Source organism: Endozoicomonas sp. ALD068 (genome assembly GCF_049310145.1).
Taxonomy (GTDB): domain Bacteria; phylum Pseudomonadota; class Gammaproteobacteria; order Pseudomonadales; family Endozoicomonadaceae; genus Endozoicomonas_A.
Map to the genome: position 1 here is coordinate 4,857,147 of NZ_JBLYNU010000004.1, position 24,639 is coordinate 4,881,785.

At 46.3% G+C, this 24,639-nt stretch carries 21 protein-coding genes; 14 read left to right on the forward strand and 7 right to left on the reverse strand.

Annotated elements, in window-relative coordinates:
* Nucleotides 1–130 precede the first annotated feature (130 nt).
* The 12 genes from ACO6V5_RS17710 (at nucleotide 131) to ACO6V5_RS17765 (ending at nucleotide 16,571) form a co-directional block, all read left to right on the forward strand.
* Entirely contained in the window at nucleotides 131–727 is a 597-nt protein-coding gene (locus ACO6V5_RS17710; RefSeq protein ID WP_422136455.1) for an arylesterase, read from the forward strand.
* A 232-nt stretch (nucleotides 728–959) separates the two neighbouring features.
* Entirely contained in the window at nucleotides 960–2,129 is a 1,170-nt protein-coding gene (locus ACO6V5_RS17715) for a hypothetical protein (protein ID WP_422411730.1), read from the forward strand.
* Between the two features lie 356 nt (nucleotides 2,130–2,485).
* Complete coding sequence (locus ACO6V5_RS17720; protein ID WP_422136453.1) at nucleotides 2,486–3,466, forward strand: hypothetical protein; 981 nt, start codon at nucleotides 2,486–2,488, stop codon at nucleotides 3,464–3,466.
* A 454-nt stretch (nucleotides 3,467–3,920) separates the two neighbouring features.
* Nucleotides 3,921–4,928: a hypothetical protein gene (locus tag ACO6V5_RS17725; protein WP_422411731.1), complete on the forward strand. Its 1,008-nt coding sequence runs from the start codon at nucleotides 3,921–3,923 to the stop codon at nucleotides 4,926–4,928.
* A gap of 72 nt (nucleotides 4,929–5,000) precedes the next feature.
* Nucleotides 5,001–6,476 carry a hypothetical protein gene (locus ACO6V5_RS17730; protein ID WP_422136451.1) on the forward strand — a complete coding sequence of 492 codons (1,476 nt, stop codon included), beginning with the start codon at nucleotides 5,001–5,003 and terminating at the stop codon, nucleotides 6,474–6,476.
* A gap of 216 nt (nucleotides 6,477–6,692) precedes the next feature.
* Nucleotides 6,693–7,979 (forward strand): hypothetical protein, encoded by a 1,287-nt coding sequence (locus ACO6V5_RS17735; RefSeq protein ID WP_422411732.1) that lies wholly within the window; start codon nucleotides 6,693–6,695, stop codon nucleotides 7,977–7,979.
* A 218-nt stretch (nucleotides 7,980–8,197) separates the two neighbouring features.
* Nucleotides 8,198–9,166 carry a hypothetical protein gene (locus ACO6V5_RS17740; protein ID WP_422136449.1) on the forward strand — a complete coding sequence of 323 codons (969 nt, stop codon included), beginning with the start codon at nucleotides 8,198–8,200 and terminating at the stop codon, nucleotides 9,164–9,166.
* A 225-nt stretch (nucleotides 9,167–9,391) separates the two neighbouring features.
* Nucleotides 9,392–10,540 (forward strand): hypothetical protein, encoded by a 1,149-nt coding sequence (locus ACO6V5_RS17745; protein ID WP_422492134.1) that lies wholly within the window; start codon nucleotides 9,392–9,394, stop codon nucleotides 10,538–10,540.
* Nucleotides 10,541–10,774: 234 nt separating this feature from the next.
* Nucleotides 10,775–11,968, forward strand: coding sequence for a hypothetical protein (locus ACO6V5_RS17750; protein WP_422411573.1), 1,194 nt, complete (start codon nucleotides 10,775–10,777; stop codon nucleotides 11,966–11,968).
* Nucleotides 11,969–12,533: 565 nt separating this feature from the next.
* Nucleotides 12,534–13,550 (forward strand): hypothetical protein, encoded by a 1,017-nt coding sequence (locus tag ACO6V5_RS17755; protein WP_422411575.1) that lies wholly within the window; start codon nucleotides 12,534–12,536, stop codon nucleotides 13,548–13,550.
* Nucleotides 13,551–13,776: 226 nt separating this feature from the next.
* Nucleotides 13,777–14,967, forward strand: a complete 1,191-nt coding sequence (locus ACO6V5_RS17760) for a hypothetical protein (protein WP_422136445.1) — start codon at nucleotides 13,777–13,779, stop codon at nucleotides 14,965–14,967.
* A gap of 389 nt (nucleotides 14,968–15,356) precedes the next feature.
* Nucleotides 15,357–16,571: a hypothetical protein gene (locus ACO6V5_RS17765; RefSeq protein WP_422136444.1), complete on the forward strand. Its 1,215-nt coding sequence runs from the start codon at nucleotides 15,357–15,359 to the stop codon at nucleotides 16,569–16,571.
* Between the two features lie 97 nt (nucleotides 16,572–16,668).
* Here the strand turns inward: ACO6V5_RS17765 and ACO6V5_RS17770 are convergent, their stop codons facing one another.
* From ACO6V5_RS17770 to ACO6V5_RS17790, 5 genes are all read right to left on the reverse strand, one after another.
* Nucleotides 16,669–17,730 carry a patatin-like phospholipase family protein gene (locus ACO6V5_RS17770; protein ID WP_422139614.1) on the reverse strand — a complete coding sequence of 354 codons (1,062 nt, stop codon included), beginning with the start codon at nucleotides 17,728–17,730 and terminating at the stop codon, nucleotides 16,669–16,671.
* A complete protein-coding gene (locus ACO6V5_RS17775; protein WP_422139613.1) occupies nucleotides 17,730–18,119 on the reverse strand; it encodes an acyl-CoA thioesterase in 390 nt (129 codons plus the stop codon). The genes ACO6V5_RS17770 and ACO6V5_RS17775 overlap by 1 nt, the downstream gene beginning before the upstream one ends.
* A gap of 130 nt (nucleotides 18,120–18,249) precedes the next feature.
* Nucleotides 18,250–20,553 carry an MlaD family protein gene (locus ACO6V5_RS17780; RefSeq protein WP_422136441.1) on the reverse strand — a complete coding sequence of 768 codons (2,304 nt, stop codon included), beginning with the start codon at nucleotides 20,551–20,553 and terminating at the stop codon, nucleotides 18,250–18,252.
* Nucleotides 20,550–21,203 (reverse strand): paraquat-inducible protein A, encoded by a 654-nt coding sequence (locus tag ACO6V5_RS17785; RefSeq protein ID WP_422136440.1) that lies wholly within the window; start codon nucleotides 21,201–21,203, stop codon nucleotides 20,550–20,552. The genes ACO6V5_RS17780 and ACO6V5_RS17785 overlap by 4 nt, the downstream gene beginning before the upstream one ends.
* Nucleotides 21,200–21,838: a paraquat-inducible protein A gene (locus ACO6V5_RS17790; protein ID WP_422136439.1), complete on the reverse strand. Its 639-nt coding sequence runs from the start codon at nucleotides 21,836–21,838 to the stop codon at nucleotides 21,200–21,202. Before ACO6V5_RS17790 ends, ACO6V5_RS17785 begins: the two co-directional genes overlap by 4 nt.
* A gap of 170 nt (nucleotides 21,839–22,008) precedes the next feature.
* Between ACO6V5_RS17790 and ACO6V5_RS17795 the strand changes: the two genes are divergently transcribed.
* Both ACO6V5_RS17795 and pdxA read left to right on the forward strand, forming a co-directional pair.
* Nucleotides 22,009–22,767 carry a DeoR/GlpR family DNA-binding transcription regulator gene (locus ACO6V5_RS17795; protein WP_422136438.1) on the forward strand — a complete coding sequence of 253 codons (759 nt, stop codon included), beginning with the start codon at nucleotides 22,009–22,011 and terminating at the stop codon, nucleotides 22,765–22,767.
* A 112-nt stretch (nucleotides 22,768–22,879) separates the two neighbouring features.
* On the forward strand, nucleotides 22,880–23,884 hold the full coding sequence (gene pdxA, locus ACO6V5_RS17800) for a 4-hydroxythreonine-4-phosphate dehydrogenase PdxA (protein ID WP_422136437.1): 1,005 nt from the start codon (nucleotides 22,880–22,882) through the stop codon (nucleotides 23,882–23,884).
* On the opposite strand, the gene ACO6V5_RS17805 is transcribed toward pdxA, so the two are convergent.
* The gene (locus ACO6V5_RS17805) at nucleotides 23,779–24,234 is read right to left on the reverse strand and encodes a hypothetical protein (protein ID WP_422411580.1); all 456 of its coding nucleotides are present in this window, start codon (nucleotides 24,232–24,234) and stop codon (nucleotides 23,779–23,781) included. The two genes, pdxA and ACO6V5_RS17805, sit on opposite strands and share 106 nt — an antisense overlap.
* Entirely contained in the window at nucleotides 24,218–24,601 is a 384-nt protein-coding gene (locus ACO6V5_RS17810) for a hypothetical protein (RefSeq protein WP_422136435.1), read from the reverse strand. Before ACO6V5_RS17810 ends, ACO6V5_RS17805 begins: the two co-directional genes overlap by 17 nt.
* Between the last annotated feature and the right edge of the window lie 38 nt (nucleotides 24,602–24,639).

The following is a 24,639-nucleotide window of genomic DNA, read 5'->3' on the forward strand; positions in this document are numbered from 1 at the left end:
TTTGCCGATGTTTAAATTAATTGTTATTGGGCGGTTGTGTTCCGTGAAAAATAGTTTTCGTTGCCCGCGTTCATATTCGAAGATGACACAACATAGTTTTCTTCGCTTGTGCCTTTTAATACGTTCATGGTTGCTTATCGGATGTTTTGCACTGAGCTGGAGCGCATCCGCTGCCACTGAGAAAACACTGCTGGTTTATGGCGACAGTCTCAGTGCGGCTTACGGTATTGAAATTAATCAAGGCTGGGTTTATTTATTACAGCAAAAAATGCAACAAACCAACCCCGACTGGAAAGTGGTCAATGTCAGTATCAGTGGTGAGACAACAGCAGGAGGCTTGAGTCGGATAAAAACGACACTGGATAAATATAAGCCTGACCTCGTGCTATTGGAATTAGGGGCAAACGACGGACTGCGGGGTACTTCTCTAAAGAGTACGAAACAGAATCTTGAAAAAATGATTAAAATGGCTCAGGCCAAGAAAGTCAGAACCGTCCTTTTTGAGATGCAGATCCCTCCCAATTATGGTCCGCTCTATACCCGTAAATTTACAAATATTTTTCAGGAACTGGGCAAAACCTATAACCTGACTGTTGTGCCTTTCTTTCTGGCAGGAGTAGCGGGTAATAGTGACTTGAATCAGCCTGATGGAATTCACCCAACTGCCGAAGCACAGCCAAAACTGCTCGAAAATGTCTGGACTAGTCTCCAGCCACTCCTGGAGTAAAATTAAATCGCCCGATCTTCTGCCAGCAGGCCTGGGAAAAAGCTGACGCCGGCAAACTCCGATCCTGGACGAGCTCTTCATATCACCGGGTTGGGCGGGACTTAACTTTATTTGAACAAATTTACGGGCTGACAGTTCAAATTTTTAGTCTATGCTCACATTCGTTTTTTTATTAAAGACGGATTCAGACGTGTGTCGTTATTTTATTCATCAATCGAGATGGCTTCTTTCATTGGTTTTGTTATTTAGCCTGCAAGTGCTGGCTGCACCCTGTAAAAATTGCGGCAAAGAGAGCGAGCCCGGTAAGGAAGGGCAAATGTTGTGCCAAACCTGTGACTCCGGAAAACTTACTGCTCCTCCTCCCAGTCCGTCATCCCCCGCTAATGAAGCTTTGCAAGGCTCGGCTGCTATAAAGAACGCCATTGAGCCAACGACCGATGAGATACCTGCGCCCCCGTCATCACCCTTCAGGATTTTGTTGGTGAATGATGAAAATGAAGATGTGTTGAATGCCCGGATTCAACTCAGCGACGAGACTTTCGATGCTTTTGATCACAAAGATGACAATGCATATACAACACTTTCCAAATTGCTTGCTCGGTATATGACAAAGATTGCCGGGAAAATGAATCTGAATGAACTGGAAATGACTTTCCAGGAAGAGCATCACAATCGTAAGAAAAAGGAGGGGCTGGATTATCAACACCGGCATGATTGTCTGGTATTTTTCATCCGTCAATTTCATAAGCAAATAAGGGGGCGGTTTAAGGAAGAGCAAACGGGGATGATGCAAAAACTGTATCAGGCAGCGCTTGGTGCAGGAGCTGCAGAAACAGAAAAGAGGCCAATCCATGAAAAGGCAAGAGCTTTGACTCGTGAGAGCGCCACGAAAATAGAACCACCTGAATGGCCTGACCTGTCAGGTATGGGAATGACTCTCCTGCTAAGTACTGAATTTCAGAACGAGCAACTGATGATGGATCTTACTTCTGTTTTTCAGGCTATTCAGGAAGGAAATATGATACAGCTGATTATTACTCTAACGGTGGCAGCAGATGGGGGTAATCAGGCTGCCGCAGGCATACCTACCTGGTTGATGCTTGGTGCTATTATTCCCGACCCTGCTATGAACGGTGATACAGAGTCTGCGGACATGCACCTGTTAATCGGAACCCAGCAGCCACTGCATGTTAATCAACAAAATTTAATGAACGTACTCATAGCTACAATAGAGATAGTGGGTCAAAACGAGCAAAATGCTGATTTATCTTTACACTTTTTTCAGAGCCTTCAAATGAATATTCAAGATAACGAAGATCCTCTATCATCAATCCCCAATATCGAGAATTCGATTAATCCTAATCTTCCCGTTAGCGGATTTGCCACCAAGCAAGGTCTTTAGAAGAGTCCCTCACATCATCGGGTCGGACGGGACTCAACTTTATTTGAACAAATTTTCGGGCTGGCAGTTCAAAATTTTAGTCTATGCTCACATTCGTTTCTTTATTAAGGAAGGGTTTAGATGTGCATCATTATTTTATTCATCAATTGAGATGGCTTCTTTCATTTATTTTGTTATTTAGCATACAAGTGTCGGCTAACCCCTGTAAAAATTGTGGCGAAGAGAGCGAGCCCGGTAAGGATGGGCAAATGTTTTGCCAAACCTGTGATTCCGGAAAACTTACTTATCCAGCCCTCAGTCGGTCATCCCACACTAATAAACGTTTGAAACGCTCCGCAGCTAAAAAGAGCGCCACCATGACAACGAACGATGAGATACCTGCCCCCTCATGTTTAGATCCGTTACCCTTCAGGATCTTGTTAGCGAAAGATGAAAATGAAGACGTGTTGATGGCTCGAGTTCAAGTCACTGATAAGACTATGGATGCTTTTGAGCGGAAAGATGGCAAAGCATATACTAAGGCTCTTGCCAAGTTGCTCGCTATGATTATGGACAAGATTGCCAGAAACATGAAGGTGGATCAACTGGACATGAGTTTCGAGGATGAGCATCACGGTCATAAGAGAAAGGAGCAGTGGGATCATCGACACTGGCATAAGTCCCTGGCATATTTTATCTATCAATGTGAAAAGCAAATGAAGCGTCGGGGTGAGGAAGAGCAAACAGGGATGATGCAAAAGCTGCATCAGGCAGCGCTTGGTGCAGGAGCTGCAGAGACAGAAAAGAGACCAATCCATGAAAAGGCAAGAGCTTTGACTCGTGAGAGCGTCATGAAAATAGAACCACCTCAATGGCCTGACCTGTCAGCTATGGGAATGACTCTCTTGCTTAGTACTGAGTTTCAGAACGACCAACTGATGATGGATCTCAGTTCTGTTTTTCAGGCTATTCAGGAAGGAAATATGATACAGCTGATTATTACTCAAAACGTGGCAGCAGATGAGGGCAATCAGGCTGCCGCAGTCATACCTACCTGGTTGATGCTTGGCGCTATTATTCCCGACCCTGCTATGAACGTTGATACAGAGTCTGCGGATATGCACCTGTTAATCGGAACCCAGCAGCCACTGCTTGTTAATCAACAAAATTTAATGAACGTACTCGTAGCCACAATAGAGATAGCGGGTCAAAACGAGCAAAATGCTGATTTATCTTTACACTTTTTTCAGAGCCCTCAAATCAATATTCAGGTTAACGAAGATCCTCTATCATCAATCCCCAACATCGAGAATTCGATTAATCCTAATCTTCCCGTTAGCGGATTTACCACCAAGTAAAGCCTTTTGACGTCGGAATAAGACAATAACGGCAATCATCAGACACTTAGGAGTCAGAAGACGTTTGTTCTGCTGACTCTTCTCTACGCTGACAGCGATTAAACCGTCTGCCAGACTGACGCGCAACCTCTGGTCAGTTACAGAGTCTTCAAAGCAATTTTTTTTCGCCGTTCGCCGGTAATGGTTTCTGCGGAAGTTTCCTGCTTTTTCAAATTGGAAATCGGGTTCACCTCCAAGCTCATTTCATATTGGAGGAGACTTTTTGGCTGGCAGTGCAAAATTTTAATCTAAGCTCAAGTTCGGTCTTTCATTAAGAGCGAATTGAGATATGCATTATTATTTTATTCATCAATCGAGATGGCTTTCTTTATTCGTTTTGTTATCCAGCCTGCAAGTGCTGGCTACACCCTGTAAAAATTGCGGCAAAGAAATTGAGCACGGGAAGGACGAACAAATGTTCTGTCGAACCTGTGATTCCGGCAAGTCTGTTTCTCCGCCTCTTGATCCGTCATCCTCCGCTGATCAAAGTTTGAAAAGCTCTGCAGCTAAAAACGCCACCGGAGCAACGAACTCCGAGAAACCTTTTCCCGAGTTTTTACCTTTCAGGATCTTGTCGTTTGACGCGGATGAAAATGATGATGTGCTTGTTGTTGAAGCTCAATTGAGTGGCTTGGCTATCGATGCTTTTGAGCGAGGAAATGGCGATGCATTGGCTGAGTATATTGCTCAAAGTCAGATAAATCTTGCTGGTCATATGAAGGTGGATCATCTGAAAATCAAGTTTGTGGAGGGGACTCGACTGCAACAAATATCGAAGATGGTGGAGCAAAAGCAAAAGCAGTTGGAGCTCGCGCAAAAAATTCACCAGGCAGTGCTCAGTGCAGGAGCTGCTGAAGGAACAAAAATAGTAAAGATGCCAATCCATGAAAGGGTAGAAAATCTGACTAGTGAAAGAGCCGCGAAAATAGACCCATCTCAATGGCCGGACCTGTCAGATATGGGAATGGTCCACCTGCTCACTGCTGAGTTTCAGAATTCCCCACTGATGATGGATCTTACTTCTGTTTTTCAAGCTATTCAGCAAGGAAACATGATACAGCTGATCATTACTCGAATGGCGGTAGCAGATGAGGGCAATAAGACTGCCGAAGGCACAGTTACGCCTCTGATATTCGCCGCTATTATTCCAAACCCTTTTATGGCAGGTCAAACAAAGTCTGCAGATATGCATCTGTTATTGGGAAGCCCGCCACTGCATGTTAATCAAGATAATTTAATGAACGCACTCACAGCCGTTATGAATGTAGTCAGTGAACACGAGCACAATGCTGATTTATCTTTACACTTTTTTCTTAGCCCTCAAATCAACATTCAGGATAACGGAGATCCACTGTCATCAATCCCCAATATTGAGAATTCTATTAATCCTAATTTTCCTGTTAGCGGATTTGCCACTAAGTAAGGCCTTTTGACGTCGGAATAAGACAATAACTGCCATCATCACACATTTAGGAGTCAGAAGACGTTTGTTCTGATGACTCTGTTCTATACTGACGGGATGGTTGGGCGGGACTGGCCTTTCTTTAAGCGATTTTCTGGCTGGAAAGGCGAAATTTTAGTCTATGCTCACATTCGTTTCTTATTAAGGACTGATTGGGATATGCATCCTTATTTTATTCATCAATCGAGATGGCTCTTTTTATCTGTTTTATTATTTAGCCTGCAAGTGCTGGCTACCCCCTGCAGGAATTGCGGCAAAGAAAGTGAGCCCGGTAAGGATGGGCAAATGTTCTGCCAAACCTGTGATTCCTGGAAGTCTGCTTTTCCACCACCTGATCCGTCATCCTCCGCTGATGAAGGTCTGAAAAGCTCTGCAGCTCAAAATACCAGCGGAGCAACGAACTCTGAGATACCTGCTCCCGAGTTATATCCGGTAAACTATAATTTCCTGTTCTTAGAGAAGGACGACAATGATGAGTTAATTGCCCGAGTTCAAATCGGTAGCATGCTTGTTTATGCCGCTGAGCGGGAAGATAGCGATTTGCATGCCACATTAGCTGAGCTAATTGCTCTGGATCTCATAAATCTTTACGATCTCATTAAGTTGGATATTCTGAAATTTGAGCGGGAAGATGACGATTACGATGTGTATGCCACATTGGCAGATCTAATTGCTCTGAATCTCATAGATCTTTACGATCTCATTAAGTTGGATGTTCTGAAAGTTGAGCGGGAAGAGGGAGGCTCCCCAACGTTATTGGATAAGCGGGAGGATAGGGACCGTCTGCAAAACCTGTTGGGAATAGTGGAGCAAGCACAAAAGCTATTGGAGGTAGCGGGGCAAGGGCAAAAGCAATTGGGGAGGTTAAAGCTGAGGCAAACGCAGTTGAAGTTCTTGTTAAAACTGCATCAGGCGTTGCTTAGTGAAGATACTGTTTCAGTGAGACTAATAAAGACACCAATCCATGAAAAGGCAGAATCTCTGAGTCGTAAAATAGCTGCGGAAATAGACCCATCTCAATGGCCGGACTTGTCAGATATGGGAATGGCTCACCTGCTCAGTGCTGAGTTTCAGAATTCACCACTGACGATCGATCTTACTTCTGTTTTTAACGCTATTCAGCAAGGAAATATGGTACAGCTGATCGTTACTCAAACGACGGTAGCAGATGAAGGCAATCAGGCTGAAGCAGGCACAGTGATGCCCGTGATGCCCGTGATGCATGGCGCTATTATTCCAAACCCTTTTATGAACGCTCAAACAGTGCCTATAAATATGCATCTGTTATTGGGAACCCTGCCACTGCATGTTAATCAAGATAATTTAATAAACACACTTACAGCCATTATGAATATACTCGCTGAAAACGAGCACAATTTATCCTTACACTTTTTTCTGCCCCCCCAAGCGTATATTCAGGATAACGAAGATCTTCTATTATCAATCCCCGATATCGAACATTCGATTAATCGTAATCTTCCCGATAGCGCATTGTCGCCGAAGCTGTAACAAGACTATCAGTGCAATCATCACAGACTCAGGAGTCAGAAGACGTTTGTTCTGATGACTCTGTTCTATGCTGACGGGATGGTTGGGCGGGACTGGCCTTTCTGCAAGTTGCAACGTAGTCAGAGTGCCTGAACAATAATTCAGAAAATATGATTTCGTATGGTTGAATACTTAGTCTATGCTCACATTCGTTTCTTATTAAGGGCTGATTGAGATATGCATCCTTATTTTATTCATCAATCGAGATGGCTCTTTTTATCTGTTTTATTATTTAGCCTGCAAGTGCTGGCTACCCCCTGCAGGAATTGCGGCAAAGAGAGTGAACCCGGTAAGGATGGGCAAATGTTCTGCCGAACCTGTGATTCCGGGAAACTTACTTCTCCACCTCCCAGTCCGTTATCCACTATTGATAAAGGTTTGAAAAGATCCGCAGCCAGAATGAATGCCACTGAGGCGACGAACGATGAGTTATCTGCTCACTCAGAGTCAGATTCGTCACCCTTCGGGATCTGGGTAATGAGTGATGAAAATGAAGATCTGTTGAATGTTCAAGTTGAAGTCAGTGACAGGACTGTAGATGCTTTTGAGCGAAAAGATGGCAATGCATATGCCAAGTCACTTGCTAAAGTACTTGCTCAGAATATGGCAAAGATTGCCAGAAACCTGAAGGTGAATCAGCTGGACATCAGTTTCAAGGAGGAGCATCACTGTCATCAGAAAAAGGAGAGGCGAGATCATCAACATCTGCATAAGTCCCTGGCATTTTTTATACGTCACTTTCAAAAGCAGTTAGAGGTGCAGGATAATCAAGAACTGCATAACTCCCTGGCATTTTTTATACGTGACTTCAAGCAGATGGAGGTGCGGGATCAGCTGCAAGAGCAGCAGGAGATGATGCAAAAACTGCATCAGGCAGCGCTTGGTTCAGGCGCTATAGAGAAAGAAAAGATGCCAATCCATGAAAAGGCAATAGCTTTGACTCGCGAAAGAGCCACGAAAATAGACCCATCTCAATGGCCAGACCTGTCAGATGCGGGAATGACTCTCCTGCTCAGTATTAAGTATCAGAATGACCTGCTGATGATGGATCTTACTTCTGTTTTTCGGGCTATCCAGGAAGGAAATATGATACAGCTTATCGTTACTCAAAGGGTGGCAGCAGATGAGGGTAATCAGGCTGCCGCAGGCACAACCAGGCTGTTCATGCTTGGCGCAATTATGCCAGCTCCTGCTACAGACGATGATACAGTGTCTATGGATATGCACGTGTTAATCGGGACCCAGCAGCCACTGCATGTTAATCAACAAAATTTAATGAACATACTCATAGCCGCTAAGGAGGTGGCTGGTGAATACGAGCACGGTGCCGATTTATCTTTATACTTTTTTCTAAGCCCTCAAATCAATATTCAGATTAACGAAGATCCTCTATCATCAATCCCCGATATCGAACATTCGATTAATCGTAATCTTCCTGATAGCGCATTGTCACCGAAGCTGTGAGAGGACAATAAGTGCAATCATCACAGACTCAGGAATCAGAAGACGTTTGTTCTGATGACGTGATTTGACCACATCATGAATTAACCTTCGCTCCCGGAAGAGCCCCTCAAATCATCGGGCCGGACGGGACGAGCCTTTCTTTAAGAAATTTTCCGGCTGTGAAGGAAAATTTTTAGTCTAAGCTCAGATTCGTTTTTCTATTAAAGGCGGATTGAGATATGCATCATGATTTTATTCATCAATCGCGATGGCTCTTTTTATCTGTTTTGTTATTTAGCCTGCAAGTGTCGGCTACCCACTGTAAGCTTTGCGGCAAAGAGAGCGAGCCCGGTAAAGATGGGCAAATGTTCTGCCAAACCTGTGATTCCGGAAAGTCTGCTTCTCCACCCCATGATCCGCCATCCTTCTCTGATGAAGGTTTGAAAAGCTCTGCCGCCGAAAAGAAGGCCACCGAAGCAACAAACGATGAGATACCTGCTCAGGACAAGACGAACATTTTAGAGTTCAGGGAGCTGTGGAAAGAGTTGATGGACTCGTGGGCTCCGCTGCAAGCACAGCCGGAGATGATGCAAAGGCTGCATCAGGCAGAACTTAGTGCAGGAGCTACAGAGACAGAAAGGATGCCAATCCATGAAAAGGTAAGAGCTTTGATCCGTAAGAGACACTCGAAAGAAAACCGATTTAAATCGTCGAACATGTCATATATGAAAAAGGTTTATCTGCTCAGTGTCGGGTTTCAGAATTCACAACTGGCGATGGATCCTGCTTCTGTTTTTCAGGTTATTCAGAGAGGAGATATGATACAACTGAGCATTTCTGCTCAAATGGTGGCAGCAGATGCGGGCAATCAGGTTGCCGCAGCCGCCACAACCAGGCTGCTGGAGATTCATGGAGCTATTATTCCAGACCCTGCTACGGAGGGTGATGCAGAGTCTACAGATATGCACCTGTTCATCGGAACCCAGCAGCCGCTGCGTGTAAATCAACAAAACCTAATGAGCGTACTCACAGCCACCATGGAGGTAGTTGCTGAAAACTCGCACAATAATGATGCATCTCTACACTTTCATTTGATCCCACAAACGTCTATTCCACCCGACGAAGATCCTCTACTGCCATCCTCCAATATCGAAGATTGGATCAATCGTAATCTTCCCGATAGCGGATCTGCCACTGATCAGTTGTGACGCTGGAATAAGACAATAACTGCAACCATCACAGACTCAGGAGTCAGAAGATGTTTGTTCTGATGACGCGATTTGACCACATCATAAATTGACCTCAGATCCCGGAAGCGCCCTCATATCATCGGGTTAGGCAGGACTAGCCTTTCTTTAAGAAGCTTTCTGACTGGAAAAGAAAAATTTTAGTCTAAGCCCAGATTCGTTTTTCTATTAAAGGCAGATTGAGATATGCATCATAATTTTATTCATCTATCGCAATGGCTCTTTTTATCTGTTTTGTTGTTTAGCCTGCAAGTGTCGGCTACCCCCTGTAAGAATTGCGGCAAAGAGAGCGAGCCCGGTGAAGATGGGCAAATGTTCTGTCAAAACTGTGATTCCGGAAAGTCTGCGTCTGCGCCTTCTGGTCCGTCATCCTCCGCTGATGAAGATTTAAAAAGCTCTGCAGCCGGAAAGAACGCCACCGGAGCAACGAACGATGAGATACCTGATTCCCCTGATTTGAATACGTCGAGGTATAGCGTCTTGTTATTGAAGGAAGGAAATGCGTTGATGAGTCAAGTTGAAATCAGTGAAGCGGCTGTGGCTGCTGCCGAGGGGGAAGGAGGCAATGCATTTGCCAGGGAATTTGCCAAGACAATTGCTGAGAATCTGTTAACCATTGCTCGCAGCACCAATACCGATCATATGATAGTTGATACCGTGGAGATGCGTGATCAAATGCAAGAGCGAATGGTGTTGCGGGATCAGCAGAAAAATAAGATGACGATTTTTCCAAGACTACATCAGGCACAGCTTTGTGCAGGAGCTGAAGAAACAAAAAGGATACCAATCCATGAGAGGGCAGAGGCTTTGACTCATCAGAGAGCGGGGAAAATAGCGCTATCTCAATGGCCAATCCCGTCAGATACGGGAATGATTCACCTGCTCAGTGCTGGGTTTCAGAATTCCCGACTGATGATGGATCTTACTTCTGTTTTTAAGGCTATTCAGGAAGGAGATATGGTACAGCTGATCATTACTCGAACAGTGACAGATGAGAGCAACCAGGCTGCCGCAGGCAAAGCCAGACCTACGATGCTTGGATCTATTATTCCAGCCCCCACTATGAACGATCATACAGAGTCTTCGGATATGCACCTGTTAATGGGGCCCCGGCCAGTGCGTGTTAGTCAACATAATTTAATGAACGTACTCATAGCTATTATGAAAGTGCTTGATGAAAACGAGCACAATGCTCATTTATCCTTGCACTTTTTTCTGATCCCTCAAACGTATATTCAGGATAACGAAGATCCTCTGACATCAATCTCCGATATCGAAAGTTCGATTAATCCTAATCTTCCTGTTGCCGGATTTGCCAATGATAAGCCACTGTGACGCTGGAATAAGACAATCAGTGTCAACATCACAGACTCAGAAGTCAGAAGACGTTTGTTCTGCTGATTCTGACAGTGCGGTTTGACCGCATCATAAACTGATCTCTGATCCCGGGCGAGCTGTCATATTATCGGTTTGGGCTGAGCTTGCCTTTCTTTAAGACATTCCCTAGCTTGCAGTGCAAAATTTTAGTCTATGCTCAAATTCGTTTTTTTATTAAAGGCGAATTAGTGTATGCATCATTATTTTATTCATCAATCGAGATGGCTTTCTTTATTTGTTTTGTTACTTAGCGCACAGGTGCTGGCTGCACCTTTTACCTGTGAGAGGTGCGGCAAAGAGTTTTTCTGCCGAACCTGTGATTCCGGGAACTCTACTTCTACACCTTCTGGTCCGTCATCCTGTGCTTATAAAGATATGAAAAGCTCTGCAGCTAAAAACACCAGCGGAGCAACGAACTCTGAGAGACCTGATCTCGAAGAGTTTTATCTGCCAGCCTACAGATTCTCGTCGGTAGAGAAAGGTGAAAATGGTGATTCGTTGATTGTTCAAGTTAAAGTCCGAGAGAGTGTTATTGATGCTATCGAGCGGGCAGCAGTAGAGAAAGAAGGCGATGCATGTACCAAGTCATTGGCTGAGCTAATTGCTTCTAAGCTTGTAGCTATTGGCAATCACAGCAAGATAGATCATGTGAATTTTAAGTTGGATGAGGGGGATCAGGAACGTCTGCCAAAGCTATTTGAGATGGTGGGGCAAAAGCAAAAGCAGATCGAGTTCTCGAAAAAAATGTTTATGGCAGCGCATGGTTCAGAAGTCGAACGGACAATAATGCGAAGGAGTACAATCCATAAAAGATTAGAGGCTCTGACTCGTGAAAGAGCCGCGAATATAGACCCATCTCAATGGCCAAACCTGTCGTATATGGGAATGACTCACCTGCTCACTGCTGAGTTTCAGAACGCCTCACTGATGTTCGATCTTACTGCTGCTTTTCAAGCTATTCAGGAAGGAAATATGATACAGCTGATCATTACCCGAATGGCGGCTGCAGATGAGGGCAATCAGGCTGCCGCTGGCACAGTCACGCCGGTGATGCTTGCAGCTCTTATTCCAGAAGCCCTCTTTTGGCGCCGTGAACAAACAGAGTCTTCGAATATTCATCTGGTATGGGGAACCCCGCCAATGATTTATAATGATATGAACCTGCCCCCGCCACTGCGCTTTAATCAACATGATTTAATGGATGCACTCACAGCCATTATGAATGTGGTCAGTGAATACGAGCAAAATGCTGATTTATCTTTACACTTTTTTACGACGCCTCAAACGTATATTCAGAATAACGAAGATCCTCTATTATCAATCCCCAATATCGAACATTCGATTAATCGTAATCTTCCCGATAGCGCATTTTCAGCGAAGATGTAATAAGACTAAGTACCTGGCCAGTTGGTTTCGCATATTCTGGCGAGTGGATTTTTTCATCCTTCAAGGCGCAACGACGGGCGCGTAGCCGTAGCTACGCAACCAGAGTTGGAACGCAGAAGGATGGAAAAAGCCGCCGTCCAGAATATGTGAAACCAACTGGTTAGGTACTTACTAAATGCAATCCTCACAGACTCAGGAGTCAGGAGACGTTTGTTCTGCTGAGTCTGACAGTGCGGTTTGACCGCATACTAACCTCTGATCCTGGGCGAGCTGTCGTATTATCGGTTCGGGCTGAGCTTGCCTTTCTTTATGAAATGCCCTGGCTTGCAGTGCAAAATTTTAGTCTATGCTCATATTCGTTTTTTTATTAAGGGCGCATTGGTATATGCATCTTTATTTTATTCATCAATCGAGATGGCTTTCTTTATTTGTTTTGTTACTTAGCGTGCAAGTGCTGGCTTCCCCCTGTACCTGTGAGAGGTGCGGCAAAGAGCTTTTCTGCCGAACCTGTGATTCCGGGAACTCTACTTCACCTTCTGGTCCGTCATCCTCTGCTGATGAAGATATGAAAAGCTCTGCAGCTAAAAACACCACCGGAGCAACGAACTCTGAGATACCTGATCCCGAGGCGTTTGATCCGATACCCTATAGATTCTCGGCGGTAGAGAAGGGTGAAAATGGTGATTCGTTGATTGTCCAGGTTAAAGTCCAAAGTAGGGTTATTGATGCTATCCAGCGTGCAGAAACACAAGAAGATGGCAATGCATCTTCCAAGGGATTGGCTGAGCTAATTGCTTCTAATCTTGTAGATATGAGCAATATCAGAGGGATAGATCATGTCAATTTTAAGTTAGATGAGGGGGATCAGGAACGTCTGCCAAAGCTATTTGAGATGGTGGAGCAAAAGCAAAAGCAGATGGAGTTCCTGGAAAAAATGTATCTGGCAGCGTGCAGTGCGGGAGCCGGACAGACACTAATGTTAAAGACGCCAATCCATTTTAGGGTAGAGGCTCTGTCTCGTGAAAGAGCGGCGAAAATAGACCCATCTCAATGGCCAGACCTGTCATATATGGGAATGACTCACCTGCTCACTGCTGAGTTTCAGAACGCCTCACTGATGATCGATCTTACTGCTGTTTTTCAAACTATTCAGGAAGGAAATATGATACAGCTGATCATTACTCAAACGGTTGCAGCAGATGAGGGCAATCAGGCTGCCGCTGGCACAGTCACGCCGGTGATGCTTGCAGCTATTATTCCAGAAGCCTTCAATCGTTACAGCAGCTGTTCAGAGTCCACGAATATTCATCTGGTATGGGGAACCCCAGCAATGCTTTTTAATGATATACACCTGCCTCTGCCACTGCATTTTAATAATCAACATAGTAATTTAATGAATGCACTCACAGCCATTATGAATGTGGTCAGTGAATACGAGCAAAATGCTGATTTATCTTTACACTTTTTTGTGGCTCCTCAAACGTATATTCAGAATAACGAAGATCCTCTATTATCAATCCTCAATATCGAACATTCGATTAATCGTAATCTTCCCGATAGTGCATTTTCAGCGAAGATGTAACAAGACTATAAATGCAATCATCACAGACTCAGGCGTCAGAAGACGTTTGTTCTGCTGATTCTGACAGTGCGGTTTGACCGCATCATAAACTGACCTCTGATCCTGGGCGAGCTGTCATATTATCGGTTTGGTCTGAGCTTGCCTTTCTTTAAGAAATTCCCTGGCTTGCAGTGCAAAATTTTAGTCTATGCTCATATTCGTTTTTTTATTAAGGGCGAATTGAGATATGCATCATTATTTTATTCATCAATCGAGATGGCTTTCTTTATTTGTTTTGTTACTTAGCGTGCAAGTGCTGGCTGCACCCGGTACCTGTAAGAGGTGCGGCAAAGAGGTGTTCTGCCGAACCTGTGATTCCGGGAACTCTACTTCTCCACCTTCTGGTCCGTCATCCTCTGCTGATGAGGACATGAAAAGCTCTGCAGCTAAAACCACCGGAGCAACGAACTCTGAGACACCTAATTCCGTGGAGTTATATCTGAAACCCTATAGATTCTTGTCGGTAAAGAGGGAAAATGATGACACGTTGATAGTTCAATTTAAAATCAGAGACTGGGCTATTGATGATATCGAAAGGGCGGAAACAGAAGAAGATGGCGATGCATGTGCCATGGCATTTGCTGAGCAAATGGCTTCTAATCTTGTAGATATGCGCAATATCATCAAAGGGATAAATCATGTCAATTTTGAGTTGGAGGAGGGGGATCAGGAACGTCTGCCAAAGCTATTTAAGATGGTGGAGCAAAAGCAAAAGCAGATCGAGTTCTTGCAAAAAATGTATCTGGCAGCGCTTGGTGCAGAAGACGAACGAGCAATAACGTTTAGAAGGTGGACAATCCATGAAAGAGTAGATGCTCTGACTCGTGAAAGAGCCGCGAATATAGACCCATCTCAATGGCCGGACCTGTCGTATATGGGAATGACTCACCTGCTCACTGCTGAGTTTCAGAACGCCTCACTGATGTTCGACCTTACTGCTGTTTTTCAGGCTATTCAGGAGGGAAATATGATACAGCTGATCATTACCCGAATGGCGGCTGCAGATGAGGGCAATCAGGCTGCCGCTGGCACAGTCACGCCCGTGATGCTTGCAGCTCTTATTGAAGACCCCACTCAGCGCCGTGATCAAGCAGAGTCTCCGAATGTTCATCTGGTATGGGGAGCCCTGCCAATGATTTATCATGATGAGAACCTGCCCCCGCCACTGCGTTTTAATCAACATGATTTAATGGATGCACTCACAGCGATTATGAATGTGGCCAGTGAATACGAGCAAAATGCTGATTTATCTTTACACTTTTTTGTGGCTCCTCAAACGTATATTCAGAATAACGAAGATCCTCTATCATCAATCCCCGATATCGAACATTCGATTAATCGTAATCTTCCCGATAGTGCATTTTCAGCGAAGATGTAACAAGACTAAGTACCTGGCCAGTTGGTTTCGCATATTCTTGCGAGTGGATTTTTTCATCCTTCAAGGCGCAACGGCGGGCGCGTAGCCATAGCTACGCAACCAGAGTTGGAACGCAGAAGGATGGAAAAAGCCGCCGTCCAGAATATGTGAAACCAACTGGTTAGGTACTTATAAATGCAATCATCACAGACTCAGGCGTCAGAAGACGTTTGTTCTGCTGATTCTGACAGTGCGGTTTGACCGCATCATAAACTGACCTCTGATCCTGGGCGAGCTGTCATATTATCGGTTTGGTCTGAGCTTGCCTTTCTTTAAGAAATGCCCTGGCTTGCAGTGCAAAATTTTAGTCTATGCTCATATTCGTTTTTTTATTAAGGGCGAATTGGGATATGCATCATTATTTTATTCATCAATCGAGATGGCTTTCTTTATTTGTTTTGTTACTTAGCGCGCAAGTGCTGGCTTCCCCCTGTACCTGTAAGAGGTGCGGCAAAGAGCTTTTCTGCCGAACCTGTGATTCCGGGAACTCTACTTCTCCTCCTTCCGGTCCGTCATCCTCTGCTGATGAAGATATAAAAAGCTCTGCAGCTAAAAACACCACCGGAGCAACGAACTCTGAGATACCTGATCCCGAGGCGTTTGATCCGATACCCTATAGATTCTCGTCAGTAGAGAAGGGTGAAAATGGTGATTCGTTGATTGTCAAGGTTAAAGTCCGAGGCAGGGTTATTGATGCTATCCAGCGTGCAGAAACAGAAGAAGATGGCGATGCATCTACCAAGGGATTGGCTGAGCTAATTGCTTCTAATCTTGTAGATATGAGCAATCTCAGAGAGATAGATCATGTCAATTTTACGTTGGATGAGGGGGATCAGGAACGTCTGCCAAAGCTATTTGAAATGGTGGAGCAGAAGCAAAAGCAGATGAAGTTCCTGGAAAAAATGTATCTGGCAGCGCGTAGTGCGGGAGCCGGACAGACAGTAATGTTAAAGACGCCAATCCATGTCAGGGTAGAAGCATTGTCTCGTGAAAGAGCGGCGAAAATAGACCCATCTCAATGGCCGGACCTGTCATATATGGGAATGACTCACCTACTCACTGCTGAGTTTCAGAACGCCTCACTGATGTTCGATCTTACTGCTGTTTTTCAAGCTATTCAGGAAGGAAATATGATACAGCTGATCGTTACTCGAATGGCGGTGGCCGATGCGGGTAATCAGGCTGCCGCTGGCACAGTCACGCCGGTGATGCTTGCAGCTATTATTCCAGAAGCCTTCAATCCTTGCAGCAGCTGTTCAGAGTCTACCAATGTTCATCTGGTATGGGGAACCCCAGCAATGCTTTTTAATGATCTACACCTGCCTCTGCCACTGCATTTTAATAATCAACACAGTAATTTAACGAATGCACTCACAGCCATTATGAATGTAGTCAGTGAAAACGAGCACAATGCAGATTTATCTTTACACTTTTTTATGAGCCCTCAATCGTATATTCAGAATGACGGAGATCGCCCTGTATCGTGTGAAATCTATCACAACCCTTCGCTTTATCTTGGTCTTCCCGTCAGTGAAGTTGCCGTTGATAGTGGAATAAAACAATAAGCGCAATCATCACAGGTTCGGGAGCCAGAAGACGTTTGTTCTGCTGATTCCTTTGAATGGTAAACTATGACTTTCGGTGCCATTCTGACCTCTCTTCTTAAAGAGGTTTCACTTTCTGTCGAATCTTTCCTGTTTCGATAGCTTCCAGAAAAGCGTCTCCCAATCTGTCACTTTCTTTAATGACTTTTTGCCAGTACTTAACCCTTTCATCAAAAGAAAAGGTTTTAAAATCGGTTCTGTCCGGAATTTTGCCATAGGGAAGTTTGCTGACAAAGGATTCAGAAGGGTACACCAAAACCAGCTTGTCACAGTGTTCAATGGCCGGTTTTCGCCACCTCAGGCTTTTATCAAACCAGCCAGGCACGATTCGTTGATAGAAGTGAGGGTAAAGAATCAGGCCCTCTCCCTTCGGAAATGCCATGTCAAAATGGTAGTCTGTGATGCCGCCATCCCGATACACACCTTTCGGGGCACCGGCAATATTCCGCACCCCTTCCATCGCCAGAGGAATTGATCCGGAAGCCATAATGACATCCAGCATATTCTCTTCGGATAAAGAAACCCTCTCTGTTGGCAGGTTGTCCATTTTGTAGAACGGAGCATTGGCATCAGGATGATGGAAAAGCGTTCTGGTAAAAAAAGCCCCCAGTGTTTTGCGGCTGAATGTATTGCCGATTGCTGCAAGGCTGAGTCCCGAGAGCTGTTTCAGGTTCACATCGCTTTTGATAAGCCCCCGGCTCTTGGCTGCAATCAGGTTAAATCTTATGACCCCATTGGCAAGAATCTCGTTTGCTCCATTCTCACCCAACATGTCCCGGGCCAGAACCCGGCACTTTCGGCTGACCTCCGCAGCATCTGGCTCTATTGAATACTCTGTCAGCAAGTAACCCTGTTCAAGCCGGTGGTGAGCTTCGAGGGCATTTTCCTGAGCATAACAACTGAGGCGCCACGCTCCCGCAGACGTGCCTAAGAGGTTCAGGGGCTGCTGTCTGTCTTTAAAATATTCACCGATCAGACACTTGTCCAGACCTGTTAACACGAACCATTTGGGGCCGCCTGAAGCCCCCAGCATGATATCAATACCGGACTGGGGAAGACCTTCATCTCGTATTTTTTCCAGAGCTGTGGAACCGGCCCTGATTTCAAAGACATCAGTCATTACTGAACGTGCTCTAACAACGCTTGCCGGATATCTTCAGGAATGGAAGTCGCTTTTCCGGCTGCAAAATCATAATGAATCACCACCGCCTTGCCACGTGCCGCCAGAACGTTGTTCTGCCAGGCTTCATGATGGATATGCATGGATGAATTACCCACCTTTTCAAGACAGGTTCTGATCTCGACGTCAGCCCCGTACTTTAGCTCTGCAGTATAATCCACTTCAATTCTGGCAATAATCAGTCGCCAGCTTTCTGTATCGAGACCGGGAGTAAACAGACGACAAATCGGCTCTCTGGCCTGTTCAAACCAGACGGGCAGAACCGTGTTATTGATATGCCCGAGGGCATCTGTCTCACAAAACCGGGGAGCAAGGGTATGCAGGTACATCAGTGTTCTTCTTTATAATTGGAAACCTGGCTATGAATAGACTGCAATGGCTTCCTGCTGTCAGTATTATTGTTTAAACAGTTTTCTATGATGCCTGCATGAGAAAAAGATGCAAATAATCGTTCTGGAGCTATTCAGGGTAGACGATGGCAGGAGCCCATTTCAGCCATTCAGCTTGCGGTTCATCCGCCAGCTCGAACGAAGTTTCAGGAGCAACCCTGTGTCCCTGCTCCGGCGTCGCAAAGGCAACGCCACCCGCCAGAACCGCTTCGAGGGATTCCGTTCGAAGCCTGGCACCACTGAACAAACCAAAATTGAAATCCACGCCACTGGCATTCCAGAATCGGCTTTTATGGGTTACCAGCGGCGCGTAGCGATCTTCGATGTTGAGAAAAATAATGACTTTGTTGGCAGGGTTACCCAACTTGAATCCGGTAACCACGCCTACCGGAATCTCCCGGTAATAAACGGGATTACCCGGTTTAATGGAACCCAGCTGAGCACTGACCAAGCGAATACGCAGACCACCAGAACGAGGCTGATCATCAGGCGCTCTTGGGTCTGCAACAAAAACATCACGCTTGGCAGCAGCCTGGGAGCGTGCTGGCGACACGTCGATATAAAGACCTGTCAACAAGGTTTCCAGGTGAGCTGTGTTGGTGAGACCCAGTTTAGGTTTAACCAGCCAGAACCTGGAACCTTTGCGAGCCAGCCAATCAGCGCCTCCATTGAGTAAGACGCTGGCTTTTATGGCTTTTTTGGCATCATCCAGATTAAGTTCTGTCACCTTTCCCATCTCCAGACCCTTGTACTTCAGTCGTGTACCTACCTGAAGGCCATCCGCCGATTCAAATTGAATATGTATCACCTTGCCGGTTTCACTTGCCCGGTTAATATCGTCATACAAAACAAACCTGGTTTTATTGGCAACTTTGGCTGCATCAGGGTTTGGGGTTTTAAATGCAATGCCTCCTGAAATCATAGAGTTGAGTGTTCCTGTCCTGACTTTGAATCCCTGCAACCCACCTTCCAGAGTTACACCGCTGATATTCCAGAAAAGCGTGCTTTTATTCACGAGATGTTGATATTTGGGCTTGATCAATATTTTGATCACCACTTCCTGTTTTCCCAGCGTGTAGGACTCCACTTCACCAACAGGCATTTTTCTGTAGAGGACAGGGCTACCCTGATTCAGACCTTCAAGTGAGTCAGCCCTGAGCTCAAGGTGTAAGCCCGGAGAAGATGGTGAAGCCGGAGGCTTGGTGGCCAGACCCATAAAATCTGTTTCCGGTTCGGCATTTTTCATATCAACCTGACTGACATCCATAGCGATATAGCGGCCAGCCAATAAGGTCTCCAGGCCGGTGATGCCTTTGAGGTTTATTTGTGGTGCCACCATCCAGAAACGGGCACCTTTTACCAGAATGCTCCTGGCTTCAGGACGAATAACGGCCTCGGCAATAATGGCTGAGTAATCCTCATTAAACGACGTATTCTTGATAACGCCCACTTCCATACCATGAAACAGTATTTTTGATTTTTCCTGGCCAAGAGCGACATCCAGAGGGAACTTAATAGAAATACGAATTCCCGCTTCCGCTGCGTCATAATCGTCGTACAAAGGAAAGCGGGTGCCATCGGATGCTTTCGGTTCTTTTTCCTCCCATTCCGGAGTGTAAAGAGCGACCCCGCCCTGGATAATGGAAATCAACGACTGGGTTCTGACCTTCAGGTGCGTCAGACCTCCGGAAATATCCACCCCTCCCGCATTCCAGAAACGGGTATTTTTTCTTACCAGATGAGTGAACATCGGTTTGATGTAAACATGGACATCGACTCTTTCGTTATCCGGGGAGAGAGCGTAACGAGTCACTTCGCCAACCTTCAGACGGCGATAATAGACCGGACTTCCCTCCTGCACAGAGGACAACTCCTCAGCCTGAAGTACCAGGCTCAGCCCACCTTCTTCTATGCCCGGCGTGGGTGGTGAATTCAGCGCCAGGAAGGATAGCTGCCTTTCCCCCTTCTCGGAGGGCTTAAAAGCGATGTAGTTGCCAGAGACCAGAGTATCCAGACCGGACACGCCCGCTACAGAAAGTTGGGGCTGAACCAGCCAGAACTGACTGTTATCTCTGAGATATTTCTGCATCTGCCGATCCATTTCCAGCTCGACATCGACACCTTCAAGGTCTTTCGTCATGGTCATTCGAGCAACTTTACCTACCGCCAAACCGTTGTACCTGACTTCTGTTTTGCCTACTTGCATGCCTTTGGCACTGTCAAAATGAACGTGAACTTCCAGACCGTGTTGATAAAGTGTTCTCCAGATCAGAAAGGCAACTATCATCAGAGCAATCAGGGGCAGCAGCCAGATAGCCGGAACACGACGACGCTCTTTCAGATCAGCGTTCACAGCGATCTTTTCATCGCTCATTGTTGATCTCCTTTCAGACTGAACGGCCTTGACCGGTCCCAAAGCAATCTGGGGTCAAAACTCATTGCCGCGCACATGGTCAACACCACCACTGCAGCAAACGCAAAAGCCGCAGGACCCGCCGTGACAGTGCCCAGGTGCCCGAACTGCACCAGTGCGACGAGAAGGGAAATAATAAAAATATCCAGCATGGACCAGCGGCCAATCCAGATAATCAATCGATACAAGGCAGTCTGACGACCCGGGTTGATCCTTCTTGTATGCACACAAACCAGCAGCCATACCATGCCCAAAAGTTTCATCAAAGGGACCAGGATACTCGCTGTAAAAACCAGCAGCGCAATGGGTGCCATACCATGATGTATCAGTTCCATAACCCCCGACATGATCGTATCCGGCCTGCTGCGCCCAAAACGACTTACGATCATTATCGGCAGCATGTTTGCAGGTATGTAGAGCAGCGCGGCGGTGAGGGTTAGAGCCCAACAACGGGACAGGCTGTCTTTTTTTCTGGATCGCACTTTACTGCCACAACGGGGACACCGGACATCTTCTGCCTGACAAACCCTGTGGCAATCCAGACAGAGTTTTATCCCACAATCAGCACCGCTGGACATCGGGCCAGGTTGCTCCGAATCCGATGCAGTCATTCATCCTCTCCCAGCATTGTCCAGATCTCATGCTCGTTCAGGTTCTGGGCAATAATCAGTTCGCAGAGCATTAGTCCGGCAAAGCAATATAACCCTGTACCTATCTGCACGCTGGCCATATCTGCCAGTTTGATGACCGCGACCAGCGCACCCAGAAAATAGATTTCCGTCATGCCCCACTCTTGCAGGCGTGTATAAAGTCTCAGCAAACTTCTGGATATTCTGCGCCCCCGGCTAGTGATGGCAGATACAATGATTTTAAGCAGAATCAAAAGGCGAAACAGAGGGATCAGTATGGCAGACAGGAGCACCAGCAAAGCTATAGCACCATAATCCCCTTGATAGAGAGCAGCAACACCTCCGCAAATCGTGCTTTGCTGCTCATTTCCCAGAATATCCATGGATAGAACAGGGTAATAATTGGCCGGTATAAACAGAATTAAGCCAGTCACAACCAGAGCCAGACAACTCTGGATACCTGCAGGGCGGTGAGACTCCAGCACACAGCCGCATCGGGGGCATACAGCCTGCTGCCGACAGGCCGGGTCATGATTGAAGACCGGGGTATTTATCATCAGATCACAGTCAGGACAAAGCCTGATGCCTGAATCAAAACTCGTCTCTTTTTTAACCATATAGGTATATCTGGGGAAGAAACTGAACAAATTCTGCCATATAATCTGCCAGTGAATTTTAGCTGTTCTGATTGCCTTGTCTCTATATCGGCAGCACGAACCAGTACTACGCCCCAGAGCTCCCTGAGAGGCGTTAATAACAGATACACAATGATTCAAGAGGTCCAGGTATGCTTCCCGTTGAGCGTCGAGAGCACATTTTGTCTTATGTTGAAGAGAAAGGCTGTGCCAACATCGAAGAGATGGCGGAGAAATTCGATGTTTCCCAGATGACTATTCGTCGCGACATACGAACCCTGGAGCAGGAAGACAAATTGCGCGTCACCTATGGCGGTGCGGTATCTAAAAGCTTCCTTATGGAGGATATCCCCTACGAAAAGAAGAACGCCGTCAACATTGAAGAGAAAAAGTCCATTGCTCACGAGGCCCTCAATCTGGTTAAGGAAGGACAGATCATTCTGCTGGATGCTGGCACAAGTACCATGGCCCTGGCCAAGCTGTTGATGCGCATGAAGGTCACCATTATTACGCCCGACCTGAAAATTGCTCTGCAATTGTCAGACTCTTCAACCGCCAAGGTCTACACGACGGGGGGACTGGTCAGTGCCATTACCAAGGCTCACTGTGACACAACGGCCCTGTCCTTCCTGGACAGCATTAATGCTGACGTTGCCTTTCTGGCAACCAACAGCTGGAGTCTGCAACACGGTATGACTACTGCGTCTACCGACCATTACTTTATTCGTCGCAAGATGCTGGAACGTGCAGCCCGCAGTGTACTGCTGGCAGACTCCAGCAAGTTTGGCGCTTCCAGCATGAAAACCATCTGTCAGCTGAATGAGCTGGATACCATTATCACAGACAGCCGTTTCGATGATGAGAGCCTGGCGGCCATCAGCGAGGCAGGTGGTAATATCATCCGCTCCTGACTGCACGACAATGCAATTATACTTTGAATAGGATGGCATGTTCTTCCTGATTGCATGGACTAAACTCACAGCTATCAATCAGACTGAGTCCAGCCAGACGTTGCTGTGAGTGATGAAACCCCTTATCTGTATTCCAATGGGTGACCCGGCCGGAATTGGCCCGGAAATCCTGATAAAGGCACTTTTAACCAATGACTTCTCCAATACCTGTCGATTGCTGGTCGTCGGCTACGTGGAGATTCTTCAGCAAGCCATTTCGATCAGCGCTTCGCCTCTTACTATCAACTCTGTTGAGGCCTGTTCGGATATTGATCCACGGACAGGTATTCTCAATGTCCTTGAGCCACCTGCCCCTCCTCAAAGTGTCGAGCCGGGCAGAGTTTCCCCAGCCGCAGGAAAGATGGCCTACGACTGTATTCAACTGGCAACACAACTGGCTCTGGAGAGGCAGGCCCAGGCTCTGGTAACGCCCCCTGTTAATAAGATGTCCCTGGACGCGGCTAATATCAGACAGGCAGGACACACCGAGATTCTTGCCGAGCTGACAAACAGCAAGAACCCACTCACTTTATTTGAGGTTGCGGGCTTGAAAGTCTTTTTTCTTTCACGACATCTGTCTCTCAAGCTGGCCTGTGACTACGTCACCCGACATCACCTGATTCAATGTGCTCAAAAAGCGGTTGATGCCATGAAATCTCTGGGTATTGAGACCCCCCATCTGGCTATAGCCGGGTTAAATCCTCATTGTGGAGATAACGGACTGTTTGGACATGAAGAGCAGGAAGAAATCAGGCCTGCTGTTCTTGAACTACAGCAGCTTGGGTTGAACGTGTCCGGTCCCCTGCCTGCTGACTCGGTGTTTTATCAGGCTCTGAATGGAAAGTTTGATGCTGTCATCTCGCTCTATCATGATCAGGGACACATTGCGACCAAAATGGTGGACTTCCATAAAACCATTTCAATCACCTGCGGCTTACCCTTCCTGAGAACTTCAGTAGATCATGGCACTGCCTACGACATTGCCGGGAAAGGCGTTGCTTCTGCCATCAGTATGGCCGAGGCCATCGCAGTGGCAATCCGATATCTGACAAAGGTTTCACCAGTGGGAACAACCTGAATAGCGGGCGAACTACCAAAATCAACCTGCCCGGTGACCACAACAGGGGCGCTTGTCTCTGCATTTTCAGGTAAAGAAATAATCAAACGTCCATTGCCTGATTGCTGAATATCCACATCCAGCGTCTGTGCAGTGGTGGCATCATTAACAATCTTCAACGGCCCTTCTATGAACAAATCGGGACGCTCGATACTGGAGCCTTGCAGGATATTGCCTTTCAGAACAGGTGCATCATCCACGTCTCTGCCATGATCATAAACAATGATCTGCTCTACTCCCGAGATATCACTGACTGCTCCTCCTCTCAGTCCAATGAGGATTTTCAGAGTCGGGCTACTGACCCGCGTCAATCAGAATGCCGTCTGACTGTCCTTCCCCTCTTATCTCGCCTTTTGGGCCCAGCCAGAGCAGAAAACCGGAACTCGGGCCAATGTATCGAACAGCAGACTGTGCATTGCCATCGGTATCCGGATTCAAAACCAGTCCCTCAATCAGAAGCACGCTTTTGCCAGAAGGATTGCGAATTTCAATAGCGGTTTCATCTTCAGGCAAGGCCTGAATGATCTGGTTAGGCTCAATGGTTTCGCTGCTGGTCACAATCTGTCTGGAATAGGCTATTTCACAGGTCAGAGCCATCACCGCCGATATGGCCGTTGCCAGGCGTTTTTTGCAGACACTTAGCCCCGAAAATACCTCACCCTTCCTGTCTTGATTCATCCGGTCTGATTCCATTCATGGGTAAAGGACCAGAGAAA